We start from the raw sequence: 25,456 nt of genomic DNA on the forward strand, positions 1-25,456 counted from the left end.
GCCCACGATGAATAAAGAACTCAGCGCAAAGGATGTCGTCGCTCGACTGCGTGATGGCATGACCATCGGCATCGGTGGTTGGGGGCCGCGCCGCAAGCCCATGGCGATCGTTCGTGAGCTGCTGCGCTCGGACCTCAAGGATCTGACCATCGTCAGCTACGGTGGGCCAGAGGTGGGCATGCTCTGTGCCGCAGGCAAAGTCAGAAAGCTGATTTTCGGCTTTGTCACGCTCGACGCCATTCCCTTGGAACCCTACTTCCGTAAAGCCCGTGAAGCCGGTGAGCTACAGGTCATGGAATTGGACGAAGGGATGTTCGAGTGGGGCTTGCGCGCTGCCGGTATGCGCATGTCTTTCCTGCCGACCCGCTGCGGTTTGGGCTCCGATGTGCTTGACCGCAATCCTGACCTGTGCACGGTGCGTTCGCCTTATGACGACGGTGAAGTTTATATCGCCATGCCAGCGCTGACTCTCGACGTCGCGCTTATTCATGTCAATGAATCGGACCGTTTGGGTAACACGCTGGTCAAGGGAAACGACCCACTTTTTGATCACTTGTTCGCCCGTGCCGCCAAAGAGTGCTACGTCAGTACCGAAGTCTTGCATGACTGCTTCGGTCTCGCACCGGAGACGGCTCGCCTCAATTTTTTCGAGCGTTATCTGGTCACTGGCGTAGTGCATGCGCCCTATGGCGCGCACCCCACCTACAGCGGTCCCGACTATGGCTGGGATATGGAGCACTTGAAGCGTTATTGCGCCAGTGCCACCCAGGAAGATGGCTGGCAAGGCTACGTCGATGAATTCATTACCTGCAGTGAAGCCGAGTACTTGAGCAAAGTTGGAGGCGCCCAGCGCGTCAGCAAATTGCCTTTGCCGATTTTCTAGCCCTCGCCGCCTAAAGATAAGGATAACCTCATGACTCAAGCGTCTACCGCCGCCGCTGCTGGCTACAGCCTTGCAGAGTTGTTGATTGTCGCCGCCAGCGAAGCCTGGCGGGGCAATGGTGAAATTCTTGCTTCTGGTATCGGCGTAGTGCCGCGTCTGGGGGCGAGCCTGGCAAAGCTGACTCATTCGCCGGAACTGTTGATGACCGACAGCGAATGCTTTCTGGTTGAGGAGCCCATCCCCCTGGGCCCACGCGGCGACTACCAGCCCAAGTATTCCGGCTATATGTCATTTGACCGAGTGTTTGAATGTGTTTGGGGCGGTCGTCGGCACGCGATGATCGGTCCGACACAGATTGATCGCTACGGCCAGACAAACCTTTCGTTGATAGGTGATTACGCCAAGCCGAAAACCGCGGTTCTGGGTGTTCGCGGACTGCCCGGCAATAGCATCAATCATGCAAATTCGATGTTCGTTCCTAACCACGGAGTGAGGGTTTTCGTCGATGCCGAGGTCGATATGGTCTCCGGTGTCGGATACAACCCGGAACGTTGGCCAGAAGGCGCACGCAATGATTTTGTCGATCTGCGATTGATCATCACTGATCTGTGCGTCATGGACTTCGGCGGACCGAATCATGGAATTCGAGTGATTTCGCTGCATCCAGGTGTGAGTTTCGAGCAGGTCCAGAACGCCACCGGTTTTAGCTTACTGAAGACTGATGATCTGCCGACGACGCCAGCGCCGACCGAAGAGCAGTTGGATGTCATCCGCCGCCTTGATCCACATAACTTGCGAGCAAGTGTGATCAAGAACAATCCACCTGGCGTCCGCGCCGCCTGAAGCCGCAGCAGGAACGGGGAGAACCGTATGGCTGAGCGTAAAGAAACAGGCGTCGACGGTACGCAAGAGGTGGTGCTGTACAGCGTACTGGATGGCATCGCTACGGTGACGATGAATCGCCCCGAGTTCAACAACGCGCAGAACTCGAAGATGACCTATGCACTGGACGCTGCCTTTCGTCGTGCGGTGGATGATGATGAGGTCAAGGTCATCATTTTGCGTGGCAGTGGCAAACACTTTTCTGCCGGGCACGACATCGGTACACCAGGACGAGACATCAATCAGAGCTTTGATCGCGCATCGTTGTGGTACGACCATGTAAACAAGCCAGGTGGCGAGTTTCTTTATGTGCGTGAGCAAGAAGTGTACTTGGGCATGTGCCGACGTTGGCGCGATCTGCCCAAGCCGACCATTGCCATGGTCCAGGGAGCCTGTGTCGCTGGTGGTCTGATGCTGGCCTGGGTCTGCGACATGATCGTTGCCAGCGATGACGCGTTTTTCTCCGATCCAGTTGTGCGTATGGGTATTCCAGGCGTCGAGTACTTCGCTCATGCCTTTGAGTTGAACCCACGCATTGCTAAGGAGTTTCTGTTTCTCGGCGAGCGCATGAGCGCCGAGCGGGCCTATCAGATGGGCATGGTGAACCGCATCGCCAGCCGGGAAAGTCTTGAGGACGAGACCTACAGCATCGCCCAACGCATCGGCAAGATGCCTCGCATGGGGCTGGCCTTGACCAAGCAGGCGATCAATCACATCGAAGACCTGCAGGGTAAGCGGGCCGGCATGGATGCTGCGTTTGCCTGGCACCATTTTGCCCATGCCCATAATGAGCTTATCTCCGGCGATAAATTGGGCGGTTACGACGCCAAAGCCATGGCCGATTCGCAGCGCACTCCAGGTGAAGTCCGTTCCGCCGAGGCGCCAACCAAATGACTTTGAGCCTGCATACACCGATCTGTGACGTGCTGGGCTGCCGCTATCCGGTGATTCAAACCGCGATGGGTTGGGTAGCGGATGCGCGGCTGGTGGCGGCAGTCGGCAATGCAGGTGGCTTTGGCTTCCTGGCGGCCGCGACGCTGTCAGCGGAACGGTTGGAAGCTGAAATTCGTCAGGTGCTGGCGCTTACTGATCAGCCGTTCGGAATCAACTTTCACATGTTCCAGGCGAATGCTGAGCAAGTACTGGCCTTGATCGTCAAATACCGTTTGCGCGCAGCAAGTTACGGGCGAGGAGCGGATCGGCAGAGTATCGATCGTTTGAAGCAGGCCGGCGTGATTTGTATACCTACAGTGGGTGCCGTAAGGCATGCGAGTAAAGCCGTGGAGTTAGGGGCAGACGCCCTGGTCATCCAGGGTTCTGAAGGTGGTGGCCATACTGGTGTTGTGCCGACCAGCATGCTCCTGCCCTTGGTGCTCGATGCGGTGAAGGTACCGGTTTTGGCGGCCGGCGGAATGCACGACGGTCGAGGGCTGGCGGCTGCCTTGGCATGTGGCGCTCAAGGAATAGCAATGGGCACGCGCTTTTTGCTGACTGAGGAGTCGCCAGTGCCGGCTAGCACGCTCGAACGCTATTTGAGTGTGAGAGATCCAGCCCGTATCCGCGTTTCTCGGGCGGTGGACGGCTTGCCGCAACGAGTGATTGACAACCCGACACTACAGCGTCTGGAGCGGTCGGGTTTTATATGTCAGGCCGAGCAGGCCTTGCGCAGTGCCTGGTATTACAAACAGCAGGCCGGTCTGAGCTTTTATCGACTCTTACGCGTCGCGCTGAGTACCTGGCGGGCTGACAGCGAGCTCTCGCTGAGTATGGCGGCCCGCGCCGCCAACGCTCCCCAATTGATTCGTCTGGCATTGAGTGATGGACGCCCCGACGACGGCGTGCTGCCCAGTGGCCAGGTGGCTGCCAACATCGATCGACTACAGAGCTGTGCACAGGTTATCGAAACAATCGTTATCCAGGCCCGCCAACGGCTGCTCGCCCTTCAGACCTGGATGACAACGACTCCGGAGGTACAGATATGACGCAAGGATTTCATAGTTCGATAGAGGGCGGTGTCGCAGAACTGGTCATCGATCATCCTCCGGTGAACGCTCTCGACAGCGCGGGTTGGTTCGCCCTGGCGCTGGCGATTGATGCACTAGGCGCACGAAGCGACGTCCATGTGATCGTGATCCGAGCCGACGGTCGGGGTTTCTGCGCAGGTGTCGACATCAAAGAGCTAGCGACCTATCCGGAGCGCATTGTTGCGGTCAATGCAGGCAACTACGAAACCTTCAGGTCGGTGCACCGGTGTCCGGTGCCTGTGATTGCAGCGGTGCATGGCTTCGTTTTGGGGGGAGGCATCGGTATCGCCGGTGCGGCAGACATCGTCATCGGTGCCGAGTGCGCAACGTTCGGTGTACCGGAGGTTGATCGCGGTGCGATGGGGGGCGGGGCGCATTTGCAGCGTCTATTCCCGGTACAAAAAGTGCGCCACATGTACTTCACCGGAGAAAAGATCACTGCCGCCGAGGCGTATCGCCTTGGTGCTTTGGAGCAGGTTGTACCGCGCGCGCAACTACGTGAAACCGCGCTGTCCGTCGCGCGCAAAATTGCTTCGAAAAGCCCGGCCATGATTCGTCTGGCCAAAGAAGCATTGAATGGCGTGGAAGACGGAAATCTGGAAGACAAGTATCGCTGGGAGCAGGGTTTTACGCTTCAGGCTTATCTGAATGCCGACTCCGCCGAAACCCGTCAGGCCTTCGTCGAGAAGCGCCAGGCAAGCTTTATTTCTCGTAGCGCGGATTGACCTGGAGAGCCTTTGATGAAACTCGAATATACCGATCAACAACAGGCGTTCCGCCGGGAAGTCCGCGATTGGTTGGCCGTGCATGTACCCAAGCGGCCTTTGGATAGTTTCGACTCGGCGGAGGGGTTCGAGCAGCATCGCGAATGGGAGCGCACGCTGTCGACCGGTAACTGGAGCATGGTGACTTGGCCCAAGGAGTTGGGGGGGCGTGCCTGCGATCTGATCGAGTGGTTGATTTTCGAAGAAGAATACTGGCGCGCTGGTGCGCCAATGCGGGTTAACCAGAACGGAATTTTTCTGCTCGGTCCAACTTTGATGGATTTCGGTACACCCGAACAGAAGCAGCGTTTCCTGCCCATGATGGCTAGCGGTGAAAGCATCTGGGCTCAAGGCTGGTCAGAACCGAATGCTGGTTCGGACATGGCTGCCATTCGAGCCAGAGCGATCCGTGATGGTGATCATTATGTGCTTAACGGCCAGAAAACCTGGTCGACCCGAGCGGTCTGGGCTGACTGGTTGTTCGGGATTTTCCGTAGCGATCCGAATTCGCAACGTCACCATGGTTTGAGCTTTCTTCTAGTACCGTTGGATTCTCCAGGCATCACGGTTCGTCCGATTCGCCAGCTCAACGGTCTGCCGGGCTTTGCCGAGGTGTTTTTCGACGATGTACGGGTTCCGGTAGAAAACCGGTTGAGTGAGGAGGGCGCGGGTTGGCAGGTGGCGATGTCGACAGCCGGTTTCGAGCGCGGTTTGATGCTGCGCTCACCCGCACGATTCCAGGCGACCGCTAAATCGCTGGTGCAGCTATACCTGGCGAACCGGGCTTCGGCCGATCAGGATCCTTCGGTCCGTGAGGCGGTCGTCAATGCCTGGATGCAAACCGAGGCCTACACGCTAGCGACTTATCGCACGGCCAGCAGCCTGATCGCTGGTGGGCATATCGGCGCTGAGTCCAGCACCAACAAAATCTTTTGGTCCGAGCTCGATCAGCGCATGCACGAGACGGCTATGCAAATACTCGGTGCGCGCGCGGAGCTGTTGCCGCACTCGCCCGCGGCCCGAGACGTTGGCGGCTGGCTGGAGGGGTTCATGTTCGCCCATGCCGGACCTATCTACGCTGGCACCAACGAGATCCAGCGCAACATTATTGCCGAGCGCATGCTCGGTATGCCTCGCTGAGGAGACGTCCATGGACTTTAAATTTACAGCGGATCAGATTTTGTTTCGCGACACCATGAGGCGATTCTTTCTCGTCGAAGCCGCCCCTGAAATGCTTCGCGAGCTCTGGGAAACTGAAGCCGGCCGTTCTCCACAATTGCGCCGCAAGATTGCCGAACAGGGCTTGACCGCTCTGTCGGTCGGTGAGGCCTATGGTGGCCTGGGGTGTGGCGATGTCGACTGGGCATTGATGATGCCCGAGCTGGGCTACTTCGCCATCCCCGACTCGTTGGCGGGCACCGCCTACCTGGCGGCCGCCATGCTCAATGCCTTGCCGGATGAGTCGCTGGTCAAGCAGGAGTGGTTGCCGCGTGTGGCTGATGGCAGTGCAAGAATTGCTGTGGGTCACCCTATCAACCTGTTGGTGGCCGACGCGCATCTTTGTGATTTGTTGTTATTGGCGCATGAAGGCGAGGTCCATGCCTTGCATCGTGACGAGGTGAAGCTTGAGCGCAATTCGAGCGTCGATCTATCACGGCGCTTGTCCCATGTGAGTTGGACACCGACCGACAGAAGCCGCATTGCTGATACTCAGAGTGGGCAACTGATCTGGACCGACACCCTCGAGCGTGGTGCCTTGGCTACCAGTGGACAGCTATTGGGGCTGGCTAAACGCATGCTTGATCTCGCCATCGACTACACCGCCGAGCGCAAGCAATTCGGCAAGCCGATTGGCAGCTTTCAGGCGGTAAAGCACCACTTGGCGAACGTCGCGGTGCTGATCGAGTTCGCCAAGCCTGTGTTCTATCGGGCTGCCTATGCAGTCGAGCATCAACTCCCAAACCGTGAAATCTATGTATCTCACGCCAAGTTGGCGGCGGGCGAGGCAGCATTGCTCGCCGCCAAAATGGGCATTCAGGTTCATGGGGCCATGGGGTACACCTGGGAAGTCGACCTGCAAATTTTCATGAAGCGCGCCTGGGCCCTGGTGGGCACTTGGGGCGATCGTGGCTTTCACAAGGCCCGGGTTGCCGAGTTCGTACTCGATAACGTCGACCAACTCGGTCCGGGCAATACCTTTAACTTGAATGAATGAGGTCCAGCATGGCGCAAGCCTATATCGTCGATGCACTGCGTACGCCGACCGGTAAACGTCGTGGCTCGTTGTCCGAGGTTCATCCTGCTGACCTGGGTGCACACGTTTTAAAGGCCTTGGTCGAACGTAATGATATTCCTGCGCAAGACTACGAAGATGTGATCTTCGGCTGTGTGGATGCAGTCGGTCCCAATGCCGGGGTTATCAGCCGCACGTCCTGGTTGGCGGCCGGTTTACCCGACCATGTGCCTGGCACGGTGATTGACCGCGCCTGCGGCTCCTCGCAGCAGGCGCTGCACTTCGCCGCGCAAGCGGTAATGAGTGGCACGCAGGATGTGATTGCCGTGGGCGGCGTGCAGAACATGAGCATGGTTCCGATTGCCTATGCGATGACCGCCGCGAACCCCTTGGGCTTTACCGACCCGTTCTCGGGCAGTACGGGCTGGAAGGCACGTTACGGCGATCAGCCCGTCAATCAGTTTTACGCGGCGCAGATTATTGCCGAAAAATGGAAGCTGACCCGTGACGATATGGAGCGATTCTCGCTCGAGAGCCATGAGCGGGCATTAAGAGCTATCAAGGAAGGGCGCTTCGAGCGCGAAATCATCGGCCTCAATGGCCTTTCTATCGACGAAACACCACGTGTCAGTAGTCTGGAAAAGATGGCCACGCTGGAGCCAGTCGATCCAGCTTACCCGATGATCACTGCCGCTGTGTCCAGCCAGACCTGTGATGCGGCCGCCGCTCTGCTCGTGGTTTCAGAGGCGGCGCTCAAACGTTACAACCTGACGCCCCGTGCACGAATCGAGCACATCAGCGTGCGTGCCGATGATCCGATCTGGCACCTGACTGCGCCGATTCCGGCCACCGCTGCCGCTTTGAAAAAGGCTGGCCTGCGCTTGGAAGACATTGATCTGGTAGAGATCAATGAAGCCTTCGCCTCCGTGGTTCAGGCCTGGCTCAAAGAGACCGGTTACCCCCATGAGCGGACCAACGTTAATGGCGGGGCTATAGGTCTGGGGCATCCGTTGGGGGCCAGTGGCGCACGCCTGATGACAACCTTGCTGCATGAGCTTGAACGCACCGGTGGCCGTTATGGCCTGCAGACAATGTGCGAGGGTGGCGGCCAAGCCAACGTCACTATCATCGAACGACTTGGGTGAGGGATTTAAGAATGGGCATTTGTGCTAACAGAACAGTGATCATCACTGGCGCCGGTGGCGGCCTTGGACGCGCTTATGCGTTGGCCTTCGCTGCTGAAGGCGCGAACGTGGTGGTCAATGACATTCGCCGTGATGCCGCCGATGCGGTGGTCGCCGATATTATTGCCGCAGGTGGGCAGGCCCTGACCAACGATGATGACATCACCCGTATCGACCATGCTCAAGCGATCGTCGATAAGGCCGTAGCACATTTCGGTGAGGTGCATGTACTGGTCAACAACGCCGGCAATTTGCGCGATCGGATGTTTGTCAGCCTGAGTGAAGATGACTGGGACGAGGTCATGCGCGTTCACCTCAAAGGCCATTTTTGCTTAGCCAATACCTTGGCCAAACGTTGGCGTGACAAGGCCAAGGCGGGCGAGCCTGTTGATGCGCGGATTATCAACACCAGTTCCGGTGCCGGGCTGCAAGGTTCGGTCGGACAATCTAATTACGCCACCGCTAAAGCCGGTATTTGTGCACTGACCTTGGTGCAGTCGGCCGAGTTGATCCGCTATGGCATCACCGCTAATGCCTTGGCACCCGCAGCGCGTACCAGCATGACCGAATCGGCTATGCCCGATGTGGTGAAAAAACCCAGTGATGACAGCTTTGATTTTTGGGACCCCGCCAACGTCGCACCCCTGGTGGTGTGGTTGGGCAGTGAGCAGTCTCGACACATCAATGGACGGATCTTCGAGGCTTCTGGCGGCAAACTGTCGCTGGCAGATGGTTGGCGTCTCGGCCCACAGCGCGATAAAGCGGCGCGCTGGCTGCCGACTGAAATCGCTGAGGTCGTCGATGCATTGGTGGCTGAAGCAGTTCCTCCACAAAAGGTGTATGGGACATGAGTGCCGGTATGGATTTTTCCCTTAACGATGATCAGAGGATGATCGCTGAGGCCGCCGAGAGCTTCATGGCCGAAGCTTGCACATCCTCTTCGGTTCGTGAGGCCATGGAGAGCCCGACTGGCTACAACGCTGCGTTGTGGAAGCAGATTGCTGAAGACATGGGGTGGTGTGCCACGCATATTCCCGAGAGCCAGGGCGGGCTGGGTTTGTCGTGGGTTGAGTTGACCCTGATTTTCGAGCAGATGGGACGGCGTCTGCTGCCATCGCCGTTCTTCGCTACGGTGGGCCTGGCTGCGACAACTTTGCTCGAGGCGGTGGAGGAGTTCATCAGTGCCCCTTATCTGGAGACAATCGCCACCGGGCGGTTGCGGGCCACCGTGGCATTGGCAGGCAATGGCTTATCCTGGTGCGCCGAATCGCCTGGTGCCACGGCTCAAATTTGCGCCGAGGGCTATCGTCTGCAAGGGCAATTTCGCCATGTTCCTGATGGCGCCAGTGCAGAGCTTTTTTTGTTGCCGGTGCGGCTGGAAAACGGTGAGTTGGCGTTGTTCGCAGTGGCTGCCGATCTACAAGGGGTCGAGCGGCAGGAGCATGTGGGTATCGATCTGACGCGACGCGTGGCGGAGGTTATTTTGACTGACGTTACGGTTGGAGAATCCTGCAAGCTGGCCGCCGGTCCACAACTTGATGACCGCTTCCAACGTGTGCAGGCGCTGGCAACGCTGGCGCTCGCCGCTGAGCAGTTGGGCGGCGCGCAACATTGCCTGGAATTGACACTGGCCTATGCCGCTGAGCGGGTGCAGTTTGGTCGTCCGATCAATGCATTTCAGGCGGTCAAGCATCGCTGTGCGCAAATGATGGTGAAGATCGAGGCAACGCGTTCTGCCGTCGCGGGTTGTGCTCGTGTTGCAGCCACGGTGCCGGGGACTGCCGAGTTATTGCGTGAGGCAGCCTGCGTTAAGTGCTTCGCCAGCGAGACGTTCTATTTCTGTGCTCAAGAGGCGATTCAGTTGCACGGCGGCGTGGGGTTCACCTGGGAATATGACCCGCAGCTGTATTTCAAGCGTGCCCAGGCCAGTGCTCACTGGTTTGGCAATGTCGACGCGTCCCGCGAGACCATTGCCAACTGGCTGATCAGTGGCGGCGAAGCCGATCGGGAAACACCTGATGAGGCGGATGAAGCGTCAGCCTTTCGTGCGGAGATTTCGCAATGGATGGGGGAGCATCTGACGGGACGCTTTGCATGTCTGAAGCATCGTGGTGGTGCCGGAGACGAGGATGCCTATCCAGAGCTGCGCAAGGAGTGGGAACAGGAGCTCGCCAAAGGTGGCTGGACCTGTGTCGGCTGGCCGAAGGAATACGGTGGTCGAGGCCTCAGTGTGGCGCAGCAGATTATTTTTCACGAGGAGTATGCTCGTGCTGGTGGCCCGGGCAATATCGGTCATCTGGGTGAAACGTTGCTCGGCCCCACCGTAATTGCCTATGGCAGCGAAGCACAGAAACAGCAGTTTCTACCTGCAATTGTCGCCGGCACCGAGTATTGGTGTCAGGGGTATTCCGAACCTAGTGCCGGTTCGGATCTGGCCAATGTGCAGACCCGCGCACGCCTAGACCCGGTGACTGGCGAATGGGTGCTGCATGGTCAAAAAGTCTGGACCTCTCTGGCACACGAATCGCAGTGGATTTTCGTCGTAGCCCGCTGCGAACCTGAATCTCGCGGGCATCACGGTTTGATCTTTTTGTTGGTCAAGCTGGACCAACCGGGTGTCGAGGTTCGTGGGATCAAACAGATCACCGGAACGTGCGAATTCAACGAGGTGTTCTTCGATGGGGCGCGATGTCCGACACAGAATGTCATCGGTCAACCCGGTGAGGGCTGGAAGATCGCCATGGCCTTGCTTGGATTTGAGCGGGGACTGTCCTGGATCGGGATGCAAATGCATTTTGCCCATCAGCTCGAGTTGGTGTGCAAAGCAGCACGGGATACCGGAAGCGTCGATAACCCGTTGATACGCGCACGTATTGGTCAGGCGTGGATGGGCCTCAAGGTCATGCACTACAACACTTTGCGCACACTCAGCGGCGGAGATGACGGCAGCCTTTCCCGTGAGGGCTACATCATCAAGTATTACTGGTCCAACTGGCATCGCGATCTGGGCAAGTTAGCCATGGATGCGCTGGGTATCGAAGGCGATATCTATCTCGATGATTTCGCCCGTACCCGGCTGCAACAAGTGTTCCTGTTCAGTCGTTCGGACACCATCGTCGCGGGTACCAACGAGATTCAGCTCAATATCATCGCCGAACGTGCCTTGGGAATGCCCAAAGAGGTACGGCCGACGCGCTAGCTCATCAGGAGTTTCGCATGATTAATGTTCCTGCCTATGTTCCCGGCCATGGCCTGCTCAAAGGCAAGTCGGCACTGGTTACGGCCGCTGCTGGTGGTGGTATTGGCTATTCCACTGCGCAACGATTTGCCGAGGAGGGTGTACGCGCGTTGATGCTGTCTGACGTGCACCCGCGTCGTCTTGACGAGGCGGTAGCCCGCTTGCGTGAGGAAACCGGACTCGACGCGATTTACGGCCAGGTCTGCGACGTGACACAAGAAGAACAAGTCCAGGCCTTGGTTGCCGAGGCTGAGTCATGTCTGGGTGGCACCGATATTCTATTCAACAATGCAGGCCTTGGCGGGCAAAAGCGCATCATTGAAATGAGTGATGAGGAGTGGCTGCGAGTCATCGATGTCTCGCTCAACGGCACGTTCCGCATGACCCGTGCGATGCTCAAGGTCATGCAGCCACGTGGCCATGGCGCGATCATCAACAACGCCTCGGTGCTGGGCTGGCGCGCTCAGAAAGAGCAGGCACACTACGCGGCCGCCAAGGCCGGGGTCATGGCCCTGACGCGCTGCAGTGCGTTGGAAGCGGCTGAATACGGTATCCGCATCAATGCAATCTCGCCAAGCATCGCTATGCATGCGTTCCTGAAAAAGACTGCCGATGAAAAACTGCTTTCAGCGTTATCCGCCAACGAAGCGTTTGGGCGCCCTGCGGAAGTCTGGGAAATGGCGAATATTGCAGTTTTCCTGGCCAGTGAATATGCGTCCTATCTCGTGGGAGAAGTTATTTCCGCCAGTAGTCAACGGGCTTGAGGGGCGACGCATGGTGAACATCTACTACAACGCCGAAGAAGTGCTCGCCGCTGCCGGCACTTCCCTGGGTGTGACTGAGTGGCTGAGAATCGACCAGGCTCGGATAACGGGATTTGCCGAGGCGACCAATGACCATCAATGGATTCATGTTGATCCCGAACGAGCCAAGGATGGCCCGTTTGGCGCAACCATTGCGCATGGGTATTTGACGTTGGCTTTGGCTGGTAGCTACTTCCTCTCGCAACTTATCGACGTGCGAATGCGCATGGGGGTCAATTACGGTACCGACCGTGTCCGCTTTCCCGCACCTGTACCCGTTGGGGCTTGTATTCGGGGAAGAGGAGAGATCATCAAGGCTGAGGCTGTGCAAGGTGGCGTGCAGGCAACTGTGCGGGTCACCGTGGAGATTCAAGGGGCTGAGCGACCGGCCTGCATCGTCGACACCATCAGTCGTTACTACTTTGATTGATCTCGAGGGAAATACTCATGCTTGATGCAAAGCAAATGACCACCATTTTCCAACGGTATGTCGAGGGATTCGAGCGTGCTGATGCTGAGTCGGTTATCGCATTGTTCGCCGATGATGCCACTATCGAAGATCCGGTTGGATCTGCGGCCGTTGTTGGTAAATCAGCTATCGCCGATTTCTATAACAGAGCTATAGCTGCGCAAACCATTATGAAAGTTCGGGGGCCGATACGCGGGGCTCCACAAGGTAACGCTTTGGCCATCGTTCTGGAGACCTGGGAGCCTACCGTCAAGGGGCTTGAGGTCTATTCTAGAATCGACGTGTTTCGCTTCGACGATTCGGAAAGAATAGTTTCACGAGAATCTTTCTGTGGACCTGATGATTTCTTACTGGTCACGCCTGGTTAGCTCCATTGATGACTGTATCGCCTCTGCATCTGTAGGCCCATTTTTTAAAGGTTTAAACCGTGGATGCGACTGACTATTTTGAGATTCAGAACCTGATTTATGAGTATGCGGTGCGCCTGGATCAAGGTGATCTTGATGGTGTCGGCAGGTTGTTCGCGCACGCTGATGTTCATCTACCAGGACGAAGTACTCCGGTGAGCAATAACCCTAAGCTCTTGTCCGAGTTGTTCAGGGATTTTGTTCGCCTGTATGACGGGAAACCGCGTACCCGGCATATGATGAGCAACGTTCAGATCCGCCCCAATGGTCCGAATCGGGCCGTGGCCCATGTCTACGTGATGGTCTTTCAACAGACCGCTGATCTACCACTGCAGCCGATCATTGGCGGCGACTATAAAGATCGGTTCGAAAAAGTTGATAACGTCTGGCGTTTTTCCGAGCGGACCATCACCAATGATTTGTACGGGGATTTGAGTGCCCATGGAAAGTACACCTATGCTCCGGGGGGAGCATGAGGTCATAAGCGACTACTCCGGATGGACGATGCAGAGGGGGGCTCTGCGCGGCACATTCCAGTAGGCCCATGATGCAGTGATCCACTGACTGCTCGGCCATGCCTAATCAGGAGGAGTCATGAATCAGCAGTCAACAATAATTCACAATGAATCTGCTACTCGAACGGCCCAACGGCAGCCGCCGTCAGGCCTGCGCTCCACGGATTCAGGACGGCATCGGGTCTGGGGCGGTTTGGCCATGGCTCTCCTGGTAGCTGTCGGCACGGTCGTTTCCTTTTTGCCGCGGCCGAGCCCACATTTCCCTGCTACCTCAATCCAGCCGCAGCGAATGCTAATCAACGGTGCCACTCAAGTTGATGGACAAATGATTGCCGCTGGGGAGTTGGGGCATCTTTTCTTCAGTGTGGACGCATGCAAGAGCTGGCAGGACGCTACAGTCGAGCCGCAACGTGGTTCGACCCTGACAAGGGTCTTCTTTGTGAACCCGTTACTCGGTTTTGCGGTCGGTCACGACAACTGGATTTTACGTACTGAGGACGGTGGCAAGACTTGGCAGGAAGCCAACTTCATGGGGGAAACCTCAGAAGTACTGCTTGATATCTGGGGCCATGCGAAGGGCCCGCTTTTCGCTGTAGGCAGTTTTGGCCGTTTTCTCACTTCGACAGATCAGGGGAAGTCCTGGGCGCCTCATGATACGGGGCTCGGTGACCGACATTTGTATGCGCTTTCCGGAGCCGGCGAGACTCATCTGATGCTGGTAGGGGAGAGTGGATTGGTTGCGAGATCTTCTGACCAGGGCGCGACCTGGACCCGCTTGCCGGAGTTCTACAAGGGTTCGTTTTTCGGTCTGATTGCGCTTTCCCCTGATACCTGGCTGGTGTACGGCATGCGTGGCAAGGTTTACCGCACTCAGGATTTCGGTTTGACCTGGAAGGAGCTCGATTCGGGCACTACCGCGGCGCTTTACGGCGGGACCCTGACTCGGGAAGGCAACGTTGTGCTGGTGGGTGAGGGCGGAGTGGTCACTGTCTCTGAGGATCACGGCCAGACATTCAGGCGTACACACGCTGGAGGTGGCCAAAGCCTCTCCAGCGTCAGTGAAGCGTCTGATGGAAAACTGATATTTGTCGGCCCGGCGGGTATCACGCAGCAGGCACAACAGCCTGAGCCACGCAAAGCCGTCGAATGAGGGACGCGTCATGAATAACAAAAAATCCATATTCGTCGATCATTGCGCTGATCTATTGATAGCGCACCGCCGTTGGTTGTTCGTACTGTTCGTGCTGCTTACATTGGTGTTTGCCGGTACAGCTACACGCATCAAGCTGGACCCTGGTTTCTACAAAATGATTCCGTTGCAACATCCCTACATGCAGACCTTCGTCGACTATTTAAAGGTATTTCCCGGGGCCAATCGGGTATTGGTCAATATTCGCTGGAAAGGTGAGGGCGACATTTACAATAAGGAATTTCTACAGGCTCTGCGCGAAGCGACCGATGAGGTGTTTTTCATTCCCGGCGTGGACCGTACACGGGTCTCTTCGCTGTTTACCCCGGATACGCGCTTTATCGAAGTGACAGAGGAGGGCTTTTACGGTGATGTGGTCGTCCCGTCACGGTTCGGCGGAACCGATGAGGACCTTGCCGTGGTTCGGCGCAACGTGGCGCGCTCGGGGGTTATTGGGCGTCTGGTACAGATTGATTTGAAGGGCGCCCTGATTCGCGCCGACCTGCAGGAACTCAATCCGCAAACCGGCGAGAAGGTTGATTATGAAAAAGTTGCCGCCGCGTTGGAGAAGGTTCGCGGCAAATTCAGCAGCGATCAGCTTGAGGTTAATATCATCGGCTTTCCGGTGTTGATCGGTGAGATTATTAACGGTTTGTTCGGGGTGATTGCGTTTTTTGGGATCGCATTCGTGATCACTGCAGTCTTGTTGTTTTTCTATTGCCGATCACTTCGCCTAACCTTACTGACTTTGGTGGTAGCGCTGTTGCCCGTCGTCTGGCTGTTGGGTTTGTTGCCGCTTTTAGGTTATGGCATAGACCCGCTGTCTATCCTTGTACCGTTCCTGATTTTCTCCATCGGCGTTTCCCATGCAGTGCAGATGACCAATGCCTGGAAGCAGTCGGTACTAGGCGGTGCTGACTCACTGTCAGCCGCGCATACGGCGTTCCGTCGACTTTTTATTCCCGGGGCGTTGGCCTTGTTGACCAATGCACTGGGCTTCGCGGTGATCATGCGCATTCAGATCGATAGTGTGCGTGAGTTGGGCGTTACCGCCTGCCTGGGTGTTCTATTGATGATCATCACCAACAAGATGATGTTGCCGATACTGCTTTCCAAAATGCGTCTGGAAAGCTCTGCCCGGAACGACAAGAGCGACCAGGTCGGTCGCCATCCCCTCTGGTGGAAACTTTCGGCGGTAACGCGGCCTGGCCCGGCCATGGCCGTCTTCGTGGTCTGGCTGGCGCTGTTGGTGGTGGGGACGCTGGAGTCGCGCCACCTTACGGTGGGCGATATCGGTAGCGGCGCCCCAGAGCTAAGGGCCGACTCACGTTATAACCAGGATAACGAGGCCATCGTCAGCCACTACGCCATTGGCGTCGATGTGTTGACCGTGGTTGTCGAGGCCAAAGGGTTCGAGGGTGATGCCTGCCTGTATTACTCGGTGATGAACAACGTCGATCGTTTTGAAACGTTCTTGCGCGGTGTCTATGGCGTGCAATCGGTGGTCAGCGTGCCTGACCTGGCCAAGGTCGGTATTGCTGCCAACAACGAAGGTAACCCGCGTTGGGCGGCGCTACCGCGTAGTAGTCAGGCATTGCAGCAGGGATCGGCGGCCTATAACCCGGACCTGGGTTTGAATACGGACAGCTGCACAGCCATGCAAGTATTGATCTACACCAAAGATCACCAGGGCGTCACACTTGATCACCTGACCAAGGAGATCAAACGCTACATCGCTGAGCAGCCGACTGAGGGGGTTGAGTTTCGAGTTGATCAATCGTTCCGTCTGGCCGGTGGCAATGCTGGTGTAATGGCTGCTACCAACGAAGCGGTCGAACAAGCGGAAGTGACCATGCTGGCCTCGATCTTCGGTGCGATCACACTGCTTTGTCTATTGACCTTTCGTTCCTGGAAGGCGGTGCTGTGCATCATCATGCCGCTGGCGATTGTTTCGATCCTGTGCAATGCGCTGATGGCACAGTTGGGCATCGGCCTGAAAGTCGCGACGCTACCGGTCATCGCGTTGGGTGTCGGGGTAGGCGTGGATTACGGAATCTATCTCTACGAATGTATCAAGCATCATCTCGAACAAGGAGATGACCTACGCTCTGCCTTTTATGAAGCAATGCGTCAGCGGGGAACGGCTGCGGTATTCACTGCCGTAACGATGTCGGTCGGTGTGGGCACCTGGGCTTTCTCCGCACTGAAGTTTCAGGCTGACATGGGGCTTTTGCTGGCCTTCATGTTCTTGGTGAACATGTTCGGTGCAGTACTTTTACTGCCTGCATTTGCCAGTTGGCTGAGCGTTGGCACCAAGGCCGAAACCACACTCAATGCTTCGGTTTCACTCAAGTAAAACAACATTTTCTGGTTGTACATCGCATCGACAACTTTGTTGTCGATGCGCCCTTGTGCCCTCTATTTAACTTTCAGTCGAGGACGTTATGCATATCGCAATACCGAGGGAGACACTCGCCGGTGAAACACGGGTTGCTGCTACCCCGGAAACCATCAAGAAGCTGATCGGCCAAGGCCACAAAGTCACCGTCCAGAGCGGCGCCGGCATCAAGGCCAGCGTTATCGACAGTGCTTACGAGGCAGCAGGCGCCACCATAGGCAGCGCCAGCGAGGCATTCGGCGCCGAGCTGATTCTCAAGGTGGTCGCCCCCAACGACAGCGAACTGACGTTGATCAAACGCGGCACCGTTCTGGTGGGCATGCTCAACCCGTTCAACAACGAAACCATCGCCAAGCTGGCCGAGTGCGGCATTACCGCGTTCGCCCTGGAGGCCGCGCCGCGCACCTCGCGCGCGCAAAGCCTGGATGTGCTGTCATCTCAAGCGAACATTGCCGGCTACAAGGCCGTGCTGTTGGCTGCCCACTACTACCCACGCTTCATGCCGATGCTGATGACCGCGGCGGGTACCGTGAAAGCGGCGCGCGTGCTGATTCTCGGCGCGGGTGTGGCCGGGTTGCAGGCGATTGCCACGGCTAAGCGCCTGGGTGCAGTGATCGAGGCTTCGGATGTGCGCCCGGCGGTGAAGGAACAGATCGAATCCCTCGGCGCGAAGTTTGTCGACGTGCCTTATGAAACCGATGAAGAGCGCGAATGCGCTGTCGGCGTCGGAGGTTACGCTCGCCCCATGCCCGCCAGCTGGATGCAGCGCCAGGCCCAGGCGGTGCACGAGCGCGCCAAGCAAGCCGACATCGTCATCACCACCGCGCTGATCCCCGGCCGCAAGGCACCGACCTTGCTGAGCGCCGAAACCGTGGCACAGATGAAACCCGGCTCGGTGGTCATCGACCTCGCCGCAGCCCAGGGCGGCAACTGCCCGCTGACCGTGGCCGATCAAGTGGTGGTCGAGCATGGCGTGACCATCGTCGGCCCGACCAACCTGGCCGGTGAGGTCGCCGCTGACGCGTCGGCGCTGTATGCCCGCAACCTGCTGGACTTCCTGAAGCTGGTCTTCACCAAGGAAGGTCAGTTCGACGTGAACCTGGAAGACGACATCGTCGCCGCGTGCCTGATGTGCCGCGATGGCCAGGTCATCCGCAAAAACGCCTAAGCAGGGATTCAGACAATGGAAGAGCTTATCTCCCCCGGTATCTACAACCTGATCATCTTCGTGCTGGCTATTTATGTCGGTTACCACGTGGTCTGGAACGTCACACCTGCGCTGCACACGCCATTGATGGCGGTGACCAACGCCATTTCGGCCATCGTGATCGTCGGCGCCATGCTCGCCGCCGCGCTGACCGTCACGCCCCTGGGCAAAACCATGGGCACCCTCGCTGTGGCCCTGGCCGCCGTGAACGTGTTCGGTGGCTTCCTGGTGACGCGCCGCATGCTTGAGATGTTCAAGAAAAAAGCCCCGAAAGCCGTAAAAGAAGAGGCGCCCAAGTAATGAGCATGAACCTGGTAACGACGCTCTACCTGATCGCGTCGATCTGCTTCATCCAGGCCCTCAAAGGCCTGTCGCACCCGACCACGTCCCGTCGCGGCAACCTGTTCGGCATGCTCGGCATGGCGCTGGCGGTCCTCACCACCGTCGGCCTCATTTATAAGCTGGGCGCTGAGCTGGCAACCGCCGGCATCGGCTACGTCATCGTCGGCCTGCTGATCGGCGGTACCGCCGGCTCGATCATGGCCAAGCGCGTCGAGATGACCAAGATGCCGGAACTGGTCGCCTTCATGCACAGCATGATCGGCCTGGCAGCGGTGTTTATCGCCATTGCCGCCGTCGTCGAGCCGCAATCGCTGGGCATCGTCAAGCAACTGGGCGATTCGATTCCGGCCGGTAACCGCCTGGAGCTGTTCCTCGGCGCGGCAATTGGTGCAATCACCTTCTCCGGCTCGGTGATCGCCTTCGGCAAGCTGTCCGGCAAGTACAAGTTCCGCCTGTTCCAGGGCGCACCCGTACAGTTCGGTGGCCAGCACAAGCTCAACCTGATCCTGGGCCTGGCCACGCTGGGCCTGGGCCTGACCTTCATGTTCACGGGCAACCTCGGCGCATTCGCCTTGATGCTGGCCCTGGCGTTCGTGCTGGGCGTGTTGATCATCATCCCAATCGGTGGCGCCGACATGCCGGTGGTGGTGTCGATGCTCAACAGTTATTCGGGTTGGGCAGCCGCGGGCATTGGCTTCTCGCTGAACAACTCGATGCTGATCATCGCCGGCTCCCTGGTGGGCTCCAGCGGTGCGATCCTGTCGTACATCATGTGCAAGGCGATGAACCGTTCGTTCTTCAACGTGCTGTTGGGCGGCTTCGGCAACAGCGCCGACGCGGCAGGCCCGGCCGGTTCGCAAGAGGCCCGACCGGTGAAGTCCGGTTCGGCGGACGATGCGACGTTCCTGCTGACCAACGCCGACACGGTCATCATCGTTCCGGGCTACGGCCTGGCGGTGGCACGCGCACAACACGCGTTGAAAGAGCTGACCGAGAAGCTGACCCACCACGGCGTAACGGTGAAATACGCGATCCACCCGGTGGCGGGCCGCATGCCCGGGCACATGAACGTACTGCTGGCCGAGGCCGAAGTGCCTTATGACCAGGTGTTCGAGATGGAGGACATCAACTCCGAGTTCGGCCAGGCCGATGTGGTGCTGGTGCTCGGCGCCAACGACGTGGTCAACCCGGCGGCGAAGAACGATCCGAAATCGCCGATTGCCGGCATGCCGATCCTCGAGGCCTTCAAGGCCAAGACCATCATCGTCAACAAGCGCTCCATGGCCAGCGGCTACGCCGGCCTGGATAACGAACTGTTCTACCTCGACAAGACCATGATGGTCTTCGGTGACGCCAAGAAGGTCATCGAAGACATGGTCAAAGCCGTCGAGTAAGGCCTCTACGAGAGCATCTGCCGCCCGCCGGCCAATACCGGTTGGGCGGCTATTGCTTGGCAAAAAATGCCCTCTGCGTGCTGCAAAACCATCAACATCAACTCGGCCGAGTTGACTACTCCAGTCAGACGATGCGCGAAAGATTTAACGCTATCCATACTTGGCTCAACTTCTGAGCGACGACCCCACAAAGCGGTTGTGACGCTACAGGTAGAGCCCAGCGATAAGGAGAAAAGCCATGAAGTTTTCGTTGATTTATGAAGCACAAACCACAGACTCTTCGCGCGAAGGTGATCGCAAGGTTTTTGACGACACTGTCGAGCAAGTAGTGCTTGCCGACAAGCTCGGTTTTGACGTGGTATGGGCAGTAGAACACACCGCCCTGAGCAACTATTCGCATTCGAGTGCACCGGAAACGTTGCTGGCATTTCTCGCCGGCAAGACCGAGCGCATTGGTATTGGTCACGGTGTGGTGTGCTTGCCTCCGGCGATGAACCACCCGGTAAAGATCGCTGAACGAATTTCTACGCTCGACCTGTTATCCAAAGGGCGTGTCCATTTCGGCATGGGGAAAGGGGGCACGCAGCAAGAGGCAGGCACCTTCGGTTATGACCTGACGAAGCTGCAGCCGCAAATCGACGAAATGATGTACTTGATCCCGAAAATGTTTGTTCAGGACGAGATCGAGCATGACGGCGAATTCGTGAAGATTCCACGCCGCCCTATCCATCCCAAGCCTTACCAATTCCCGCACCCTCCGATGTATATGGCCTGTACCAACGCGACCAGTCTCGCGACCGCAGGAGGGCGCGGCCTTGGTGCGCTTGTCCTCGGGTTCGGTGGCCCTGATGAAGTCGCGAAGAAAAATGCGACCTACCGAGAAGCATTTGCCAAGCGCAAGGCCGAGGATCAAGTAGGCTTTCGCCCAACCGAGCATCTGGCGGCCCTTTGCCCTGCTATCGTCATGCAGGACGGGCAGGCAGCCCGCAAGATCGGGATACGTGGGCAGCGCTATTTCCTCGAGTCTCTGGCTCACTGGTACACGGGAGGGGAAAAGCCTGATCCGTCGAAGTGGGACGAGGACGTCACCACCACGGGTAGCGGGCAAGCTGTGCTCAATACTTCTTGGGGATCCGAAAAAGTATCGGTGGATTTTAGTGATCCCTCCCTGGAGTTGCTCAACCCCAATCACGCGTATGGCACGGTTGCCGACTGTATTGGTTATGTTCAACGGCTCGTGGATGCCGGCGCGGATGAAATTCTGTTTATTTGCCAGATGGGGACTATTCCGCAGGAGGCTCAACTGGAGACCATTCGCAATATCGGCGAGCATGTCATCCCTTATTTTCGCAACGCATTGGTCAAAGGCCGGGAAGCTGCTGTAGAGGCCTGAGCAAAGGCGTATGGACGTTGCTCTGGTGGGAGCAACGTTGCTTTCTGGGGTGCGTGTTTTGAGAGGCGCGCGGATAAAGTTGAGGTATTTACCGCCCTCGTCCAAATGAAGGATGTGAGGGTATTTTTGCAAAGCAATAGTAACGGCACCTGCTGATAAGGAAGCGCTGAACGTCCGGAGGACAGGTCGGAACGCATCACTCACAGGGGCTTTGTCAGCATGGTAAGTCGCTGGCAAGCGTTCCAGGGCGAAAAATAAATTCAATACTGTCCCGGAGGCGAAACTCAAATGAATGCTAGAAATTGCAAGGCGAACGCTGGCAGTCCACGGCTGCGTTTAAAGCTGAACATGGTGACGTGTGTCTTTGTCGCAATGGGCACTTCCTCGGCACATGCCGGGAACTTCCAATTGGGTGACGGCATCAATGTCGACTACCTCGCGACCTTCAATTATGGCTTGAATGTCCGTGCTGAAAAGCAATCGAACGACCTGATCAGCAACAACATCAACGGCGATGACGGCGATCGCAATTTCAAGCGAGGAAGCATCGTCAACAATCGCATCAGCGCCATCGGTGAAATGAATATTTCCAAGGATGGCACCGGCGTCATGCTGCGTGGCTCGACTTTTTACGACTTCGCTTACAACACCTCGAACGACAACAACTCGCCAGACACGATCAACAAGTTTGGTCCGGCAGACCACTTTTCATCCCAAGCCGAAGACCGCAGCGGATCGCGTACTCGCCTCCTTGATGCTTATGCCTACACGGGTGGCGCAGTAGGTGATAGCGGCTTCTACGATCTGCGAGTCGGTAATCAGGTGGTCGCGTGGGGTGAGAGTTTGTTCATCTCCGGTATTTCTGCGGTGCAGGGGCCGGTGGATGCGACCAAAGCCAACGTGCCAGGAACCGAAGTTAAGGAAATACTGCTCCCGGAAAGCCAGATCGCCGGTAGCTTTTCCTTCAATGACTGGACGCTGCTCAGCTATTACCAATTCAAGAGTCATCCGTACGAACTGTCACCGGTGGGGGATTACTTTTCCACCACCGATGTAGTGGGCGCGGGTGCACGGTACATCCGTTTTTCGGAGGGTGATCTGGCCAGCGTTGGCAAGCTCACTCGGACCGGTGATGAGGACGCACGTGACAGCGGGCAATGGGGCCTTGGTGTGCGTTATATGTTGACACCGAACACCCAGGTGGGCGTTTATCGGCTGCGTTACCACGACCGACTGCCGAGTGTTCTGATAAACCCGACTGCGGGCACCTACACCGTCAAATACTTTGAAGACATTGATTTGACCGGGGCCAGTATCTCCACCCGTATCGGTGATTGGCAGGTGTCGGGCGAGGTCAGTTACAAAGATGGCTTGCCTCTCGCCAGCACTACCGTTGGTGTCTCTCGCGGTTCTGCAAGTCAAGCGCAGATCTCGACGATCAGGACCTGGGGCGCGAGCTGGATTGCCCCGCAAACCACGCTGGTAGCTGAAATCGGCGCCTTGCACGTCAATGACATAGACGAAGGCAAGTTGGCGGGGGATCGTAGCGCTCAGATGGGCCAAATGACCGCGACTATGACTTATCCCGATGTTTTCAGTGGCTGGGACATGTCAGTTCCGGTCAGCTATGGTCGGCAGTTCAATCAGTCTTCAGTGGGGACCTTCGGGTTTGGCGGTGATGGTGATGCCCGAGCCAGCATCGGCGCCAAGTTCAAATACTTGAGCAACCTGGAAGTCGGGCTGACGTATAACGCTTTCCTCGGCTCGCCAGACCCGGTGGAGCGTCCTCTGGCCGATAGAGACTTCGTCTCCTTCAACGTCAAATACGACCTGTAACAAGACAAGAACAGGAGATTTACGATGACGATTAATGTTCTTCGTACCGCAGTGGTCGCTGTTGGTTTGAGTTTTGCGTTGGCGCATCCGGTTTGGGCAAAAGTTTCTGCCGATGAAGCTGCCAAATTGAAGGGCGACTTGACGTGCGTCGGGGCCGAGAAACAAGGCAATGCCGATGGGTCGATTCCAGCTTTTTCCGGCAAATGGTTGGGGGTTCCACCACAACTCAAATTCCCAGGGACGGGCCACTATTGGCCTGATCCTTACGCGGACGAAAAACCACAGTTCATCATCACTGCGCAGAACATGGCTCAGTATGCTGACAACCTGACGGCAGGCCAGCAGGCACTGCTGAAAAAATACCCAGAGACCTTCAAGATCCCGGTCTACGCCAGTCATCGTGATTTCCGCTATCCGGACTGGGTGTGTGAGACAGCCGAAAAGAACGCGACGCAAGCAGAAATGGTCGACAACGGCGAGGGTTTCATCGCAACCACCGGAGCGCCTCCGTTCCCTATTCCAAAGACCGGGCTGGAACTGTTCTGGAACTTCAACAACACCTCTTTGCAGCCGTGGACCGAATCGTCGATCCAGCAGCAAGCCGTTGTTTATCCCGACGGCAACACCGCATGGGGGGAGGTGGACATGCGCTGCCTGTCGCCACGAGGTGAGCCGAACGTGCGAAGGAGCACTGACTCGAATGAAAGTCCTTACGGAGGTGTGAACTCCTGGTGCTTCGTTAAAACCCTTCTCCCACAGCGCGACAAGGGCTCGGTATTGGTGGCGGGCGACTACTTCAACTATGCCAAGCGTCCTCGGGACGCTTATCAATACAACCCCGGCACCCGCCGTGTGCGCCAGTTACCTTCCTTCGGCTTCGATATGCCACAAGGGCCGGGTGGTTTCCGCACGGTAGACGATGATCATCTGTTTAACGGGTCGCCAGAACGGTATGACTGGAAAATCGCAGGTAAGCGTGAAATCTACATTCCTTGGAACAGTTATCGTATCCACCAAAGCGATGTGACGACGGACGAGTTGCTCAGGAATAAAGGTCATATCAACACCGACAAGATGCGCTTTGAGAAGCATCGAGTCTGGGTGCTGGAAGGTAATCTCAAGCCTGGTTTTCGGCATCAGTATGCCAAGCGTGTGATTTACATCAATGAGGATACGTGGTCGGGAGTCATGGCGGACGAGTACGACAGCCGTGGTCAACTATGGCGTACGGTGTTGACCAACTGGCTATACGCCTATGAGATCCAAGGCTACTACTACGGTGTGGTGGGGCATCATGATCTGGTTTCCGGTGCCTATCTGGTCGATCGCATGACCATGGGGCGTGGTGCACCAAAACTCAACGAAGGTGGGATGACACCAGCCATGTTCACGCCAGAAGCGGCTGCTCGCGCCGGTCGTTAACGAGCGTTTGCCGAACAGTTAGCCCGAAGGTGCCCCGGCCAGTCCGGGGCATTTGCATCATGGGAGTGTCATCAGTGATGAATCGTATCGACTGGCCGGACCTGACCTTCGATTATCGCGGTCGGCATGTATTGGTGACAGGTGGAACCAGTGGTATCGGCGCCGTGATCGCTGCGGCTTACCACCGCGCAGGCGCGCGCGTGTGTGTGACCGGAACGCGTGCTGCAGCGACCGACTATCCAGAAGATCTGAGCGGCTATCGCTATCTGCCCCTCAGCCTGCTTGATAACGATCAAATAGAAAACGTTGCGTGTGCTCTGCCGCAGCTCGACATCCTGGTGCATTGCGCGGGGGTGGCCCTGTCCGGTGACGGCGGTAAGGAATTCGAACCTGATCTTTTCGAGCGCGCGTTGCAGATCAATCTGTCGAGCTTCTATCGCATGGCGCAGGCTCTGCACCCAAAGCTGGCTGTGAGTTCGCTGCCGGGAGGTGCAAGCGTGATCAGCATTGCCTCGATCACATCGTTTTTTGGCAACCCTGCCGTCCCGGGTTACGGCGCGGCCAAGGCAGGGCTGGTGCAACTGAGCAAAACCCTGGCCATCGCCTGGGCTGGGCAGGGGATCCGAGTCAATGCAGTAGCGGCGGGTCTGACCGAGACCCGCATGACGGCGAAACACATCGCCAATGATCTAGCACTTGAGCCGTTCATGCAGCGAACGCCGCTCAAACGGGTCGCCCAACCGGTAGATATCGCCGGTGCCGTTCTCTTTCTAACCAGCTCCGCTGCTGCATTTATTACTGGGCAAACACTTCCGGTCGATGGCGGGTATTCGGTGGTGGGGTAGATCATCCAATGATTCTTAGGGGCCAGCC

23 protein-coding genes and 1 pseudogene are annotated in these 25,456 nt (G+C 57.3%); all 24 read left to right on the top strand.

Annotation, left to right across the window (positions count from 1 at the left end; translation table 11 throughout):
- Positions 1-7 precede the first annotated feature (7 nt).
- The 24 genes and pseudogenes from ACEN9A_RS11270 to ACEN9A_RS11385 all read left to right on the top strand — a co-directional run bounded on the left by ACEN9A_RS11270 (position 8) and on the right by ACEN9A_RS11385 (position 25,428).
- A complete protein-coding gene (locus tag ACEN9A_RS11270; protein ID WP_413386698.1) occupies positions 8-883 on the top strand; it encodes a CoA transferase subunit A in 876 nt (291 codons plus the stop codon).
- Between the two features lie 30 nt (positions 884-913).
- Entirely contained in the window at positions 914-1,726 is an 813-nt protein-coding gene (locus tag ACEN9A_RS11275) for a CoA-transferase subunit beta (protein ID WP_413386696.1), read from the top strand.
- Between the two features lie 27 nt (positions 1,727-1,753).
- Complete coding sequence (locus tag ACEN9A_RS11280; RefSeq protein ID WP_413386694.1) at positions 1,754-2,659, top strand: enoyl-CoA hydratase; 906 nt, start codon at positions 1,754-1,756, stop codon at positions 2,657-2,659.
- The gene (locus tag ACEN9A_RS11285) at positions 2,656-3,747 is read left to right on the top strand and encodes an NAD(P)H-dependent flavin oxidoreductase (protein ID WP_413386692.1); all 1,092 of its coding nucleotides are present in this window, start codon (positions 2,656-2,658) and stop codon (positions 3,745-3,747) included. The genes ACEN9A_RS11280 and ACEN9A_RS11285 overlap by 4 nt, the downstream gene beginning before the upstream one ends.
- Positions 3,744-4,514 (top strand): enoyl-CoA hydratase family protein, encoded by a 771-nt coding sequence (locus tag ACEN9A_RS11290; protein ID WP_413386690.1) that lies wholly within the window; start codon positions 3,744-3,746, stop codon positions 4,512-4,514. Before ACEN9A_RS11285 ends, ACEN9A_RS11290 begins: the two co-directional genes overlap by 4 nt.
- 15 nt (positions 4,515-4,529) lie before the next feature.
- Positions 4,530-5,693, top strand: a complete 1,164-nt coding sequence (locus ACEN9A_RS11295; protein ID WP_413386688.1) for an acyl-CoA dehydrogenase — start codon at positions 4,530-4,532, stop codon at positions 5,691-5,693.
- Positions 5,694-5,703: 10 nt separating this feature from the next.
- A complete protein-coding gene (locus ACEN9A_RS11300; RefSeq protein ID WP_413386686.1) occupies positions 5,704-6,768 on the top strand; it encodes an acyl-CoA dehydrogenase family protein in 1,065 nt (354 codons plus the stop codon).
- Positions 6,769-6,776: 8 nt separating this feature from the next.
- A complete protein-coding gene (locus ACEN9A_RS11305; protein ID WP_413386684.1) occupies positions 6,777-7,931 on the top strand; it encodes an acetyl-CoA C-acetyltransferase in 1,155 nt (384 codons plus the stop codon).
- 11 nt (positions 7,932-7,942) lie between these two features.
- Complete coding sequence (locus tag ACEN9A_RS11310; RefSeq protein WP_413386682.1) at positions 7,943-8,821, top strand: SDR family oxidoreductase; 879 nt, start codon at positions 7,943-7,945, stop codon at positions 8,819-8,821.
- Positions 8,822-8,859: 38 nt separating this feature from the next.
- Positions 8,860-9,942, top strand: a pseudogene (locus ACEN9A_RS11315) (acyl-CoA dehydrogenase family protein); the annotation flags it as partial.
- 12 nt (positions 9,943-9,954) lie between these two features.
- Complete coding sequence (locus ACEN9A_RS11320; protein WP_413386907.1) at positions 9,955-11,169, top strand: acyl-CoA dehydrogenase family protein; 1,215 nt, start codon at positions 9,955-9,957, stop codon at positions 11,167-11,169.
- 17 nt (positions 11,170-11,186) lie between these two features.
- Complete coding sequence (locus ACEN9A_RS11325; protein WP_413386680.1) at positions 11,187-11,972, top strand: SDR family oxidoreductase; 786 nt, start codon at positions 11,187-11,189, stop codon at positions 11,970-11,972.
- A 10-nt stretch (positions 11,973-11,982) separates the two neighbouring features.
- Positions 11,983-12,441, top strand: a complete 459-nt coding sequence (locus tag ACEN9A_RS11330) for a MaoC family dehydratase (protein WP_413386678.1) — start codon at positions 11,983-11,985, stop codon at positions 12,439-12,441.
- Between the two features lie 17 nt (positions 12,442-12,458).
- Positions 12,459-12,848, top strand: a complete 390-nt coding sequence (locus ACEN9A_RS11335; RefSeq protein WP_413386676.1) for a nuclear transport factor 2 family protein — start codon at positions 12,459-12,461, stop codon at positions 12,846-12,848.
- 59 nt (positions 12,849-12,907) lie between these two features.
- Positions 12,908-13,363 (top strand): nuclear transport factor 2 family protein, encoded by a 456-nt coding sequence (locus ACEN9A_RS11340; RefSeq protein WP_413386674.1) that lies wholly within the window; start codon positions 12,908-12,910, stop codon positions 13,361-13,363.
- 118 nt (positions 13,364-13,481) lie between these two features.
- Positions 13,482-14,552: a WD40/YVTN/BNR-like repeat-containing protein gene (locus ACEN9A_RS11345; RefSeq protein WP_413386672.1), complete on the top strand. Its 1,071-nt coding sequence runs from the start codon at positions 13,482-13,484 to the stop codon at positions 14,550-14,552.
- Positions 14,553-14,562: 10 nt separating this feature from the next.
- Positions 14,563-16,947 (top strand): efflux RND transporter permease subunit, encoded by a 2,385-nt coding sequence (locus tag ACEN9A_RS11350; RefSeq protein WP_413386670.1) that lies wholly within the window; start codon positions 14,563-14,565, stop codon positions 16,945-16,947.
- Positions 16,948-17,035: 88 nt separating this feature from the next.
- The gene (locus ACEN9A_RS11355; RefSeq protein WP_413386668.1) at positions 17,036-18,157 is read left to right on the top strand and encodes a Re/Si-specific NAD(P)(+) transhydrogenase subunit alpha; all 1,122 of its coding nucleotides are present in this window, start codon (positions 17,036-17,038) and stop codon (positions 18,155-18,157) included.
- A gap of 15 nt (positions 18,158-18,172) precedes the next feature.
- Positions 18,173-18,496 (top strand): NAD(P) transhydrogenase subunit alpha part 2, encoded by a 324-nt coding sequence (locus ACEN9A_RS11360; protein WP_003187010.1) that lies wholly within the window; start codon positions 18,173-18,175, stop codon positions 18,494-18,496.
- Positions 18,496-19,932, top strand: coding sequence for an NAD(P)(+) transhydrogenase (Re/Si-specific) subunit beta (locus tag ACEN9A_RS11365; protein WP_042731840.1), 1,437 nt, complete (start codon positions 18,496-18,498; stop codon positions 19,930-19,932). The genes ACEN9A_RS11360 and ACEN9A_RS11365 overlap by 1 nt, the downstream gene beginning before the upstream one ends.
- Positions 19,933-20,170: 238 nt before the next feature.
- Entirely contained in the window at positions 20,171-21,325 is a 1,155-nt protein-coding gene (locus ACEN9A_RS11370; RefSeq protein ID WP_413386665.1) for an LLM class flavin-dependent oxidoreductase, read from the top strand.
- A gap of 288 nt (positions 21,326-21,613) precedes the next feature.
- On the top strand, positions 21,614-23,161 hold the full coding sequence (locus tag ACEN9A_RS11375) for a DUF1302 domain-containing protein (RefSeq protein WP_413386663.1): 1,548 nt from the start codon (positions 21,614-21,616) through the stop codon (positions 23,159-23,161).
- Between the two features lie 24 nt (positions 23,162-23,185).
- On the top strand, positions 23,186-24,583 hold the full coding sequence (locus ACEN9A_RS11380; RefSeq protein WP_413386661.1) for a DUF1329 domain-containing protein: 1,398 nt from the start codon (positions 23,186-23,188) through the stop codon (positions 24,581-24,583).
- A gap of 77 nt (positions 24,584-24,660) precedes the next feature.
- Positions 24,661-25,428 carry an SDR family NAD(P)-dependent oxidoreductase gene (locus ACEN9A_RS11385; RefSeq protein ID WP_413386659.1) on the top strand — a complete coding sequence of 256 codons (768 nt, stop codon included), beginning with the start codon at positions 24,661-24,663 and terminating at the stop codon, positions 25,426-25,428.
- The last annotated feature ends 28 nt before the right edge of the window (positions 25,429-25,456 follow it).

Source organism: Pseudomonas sp. Pseusp18 (assembly GCF_059506005.1).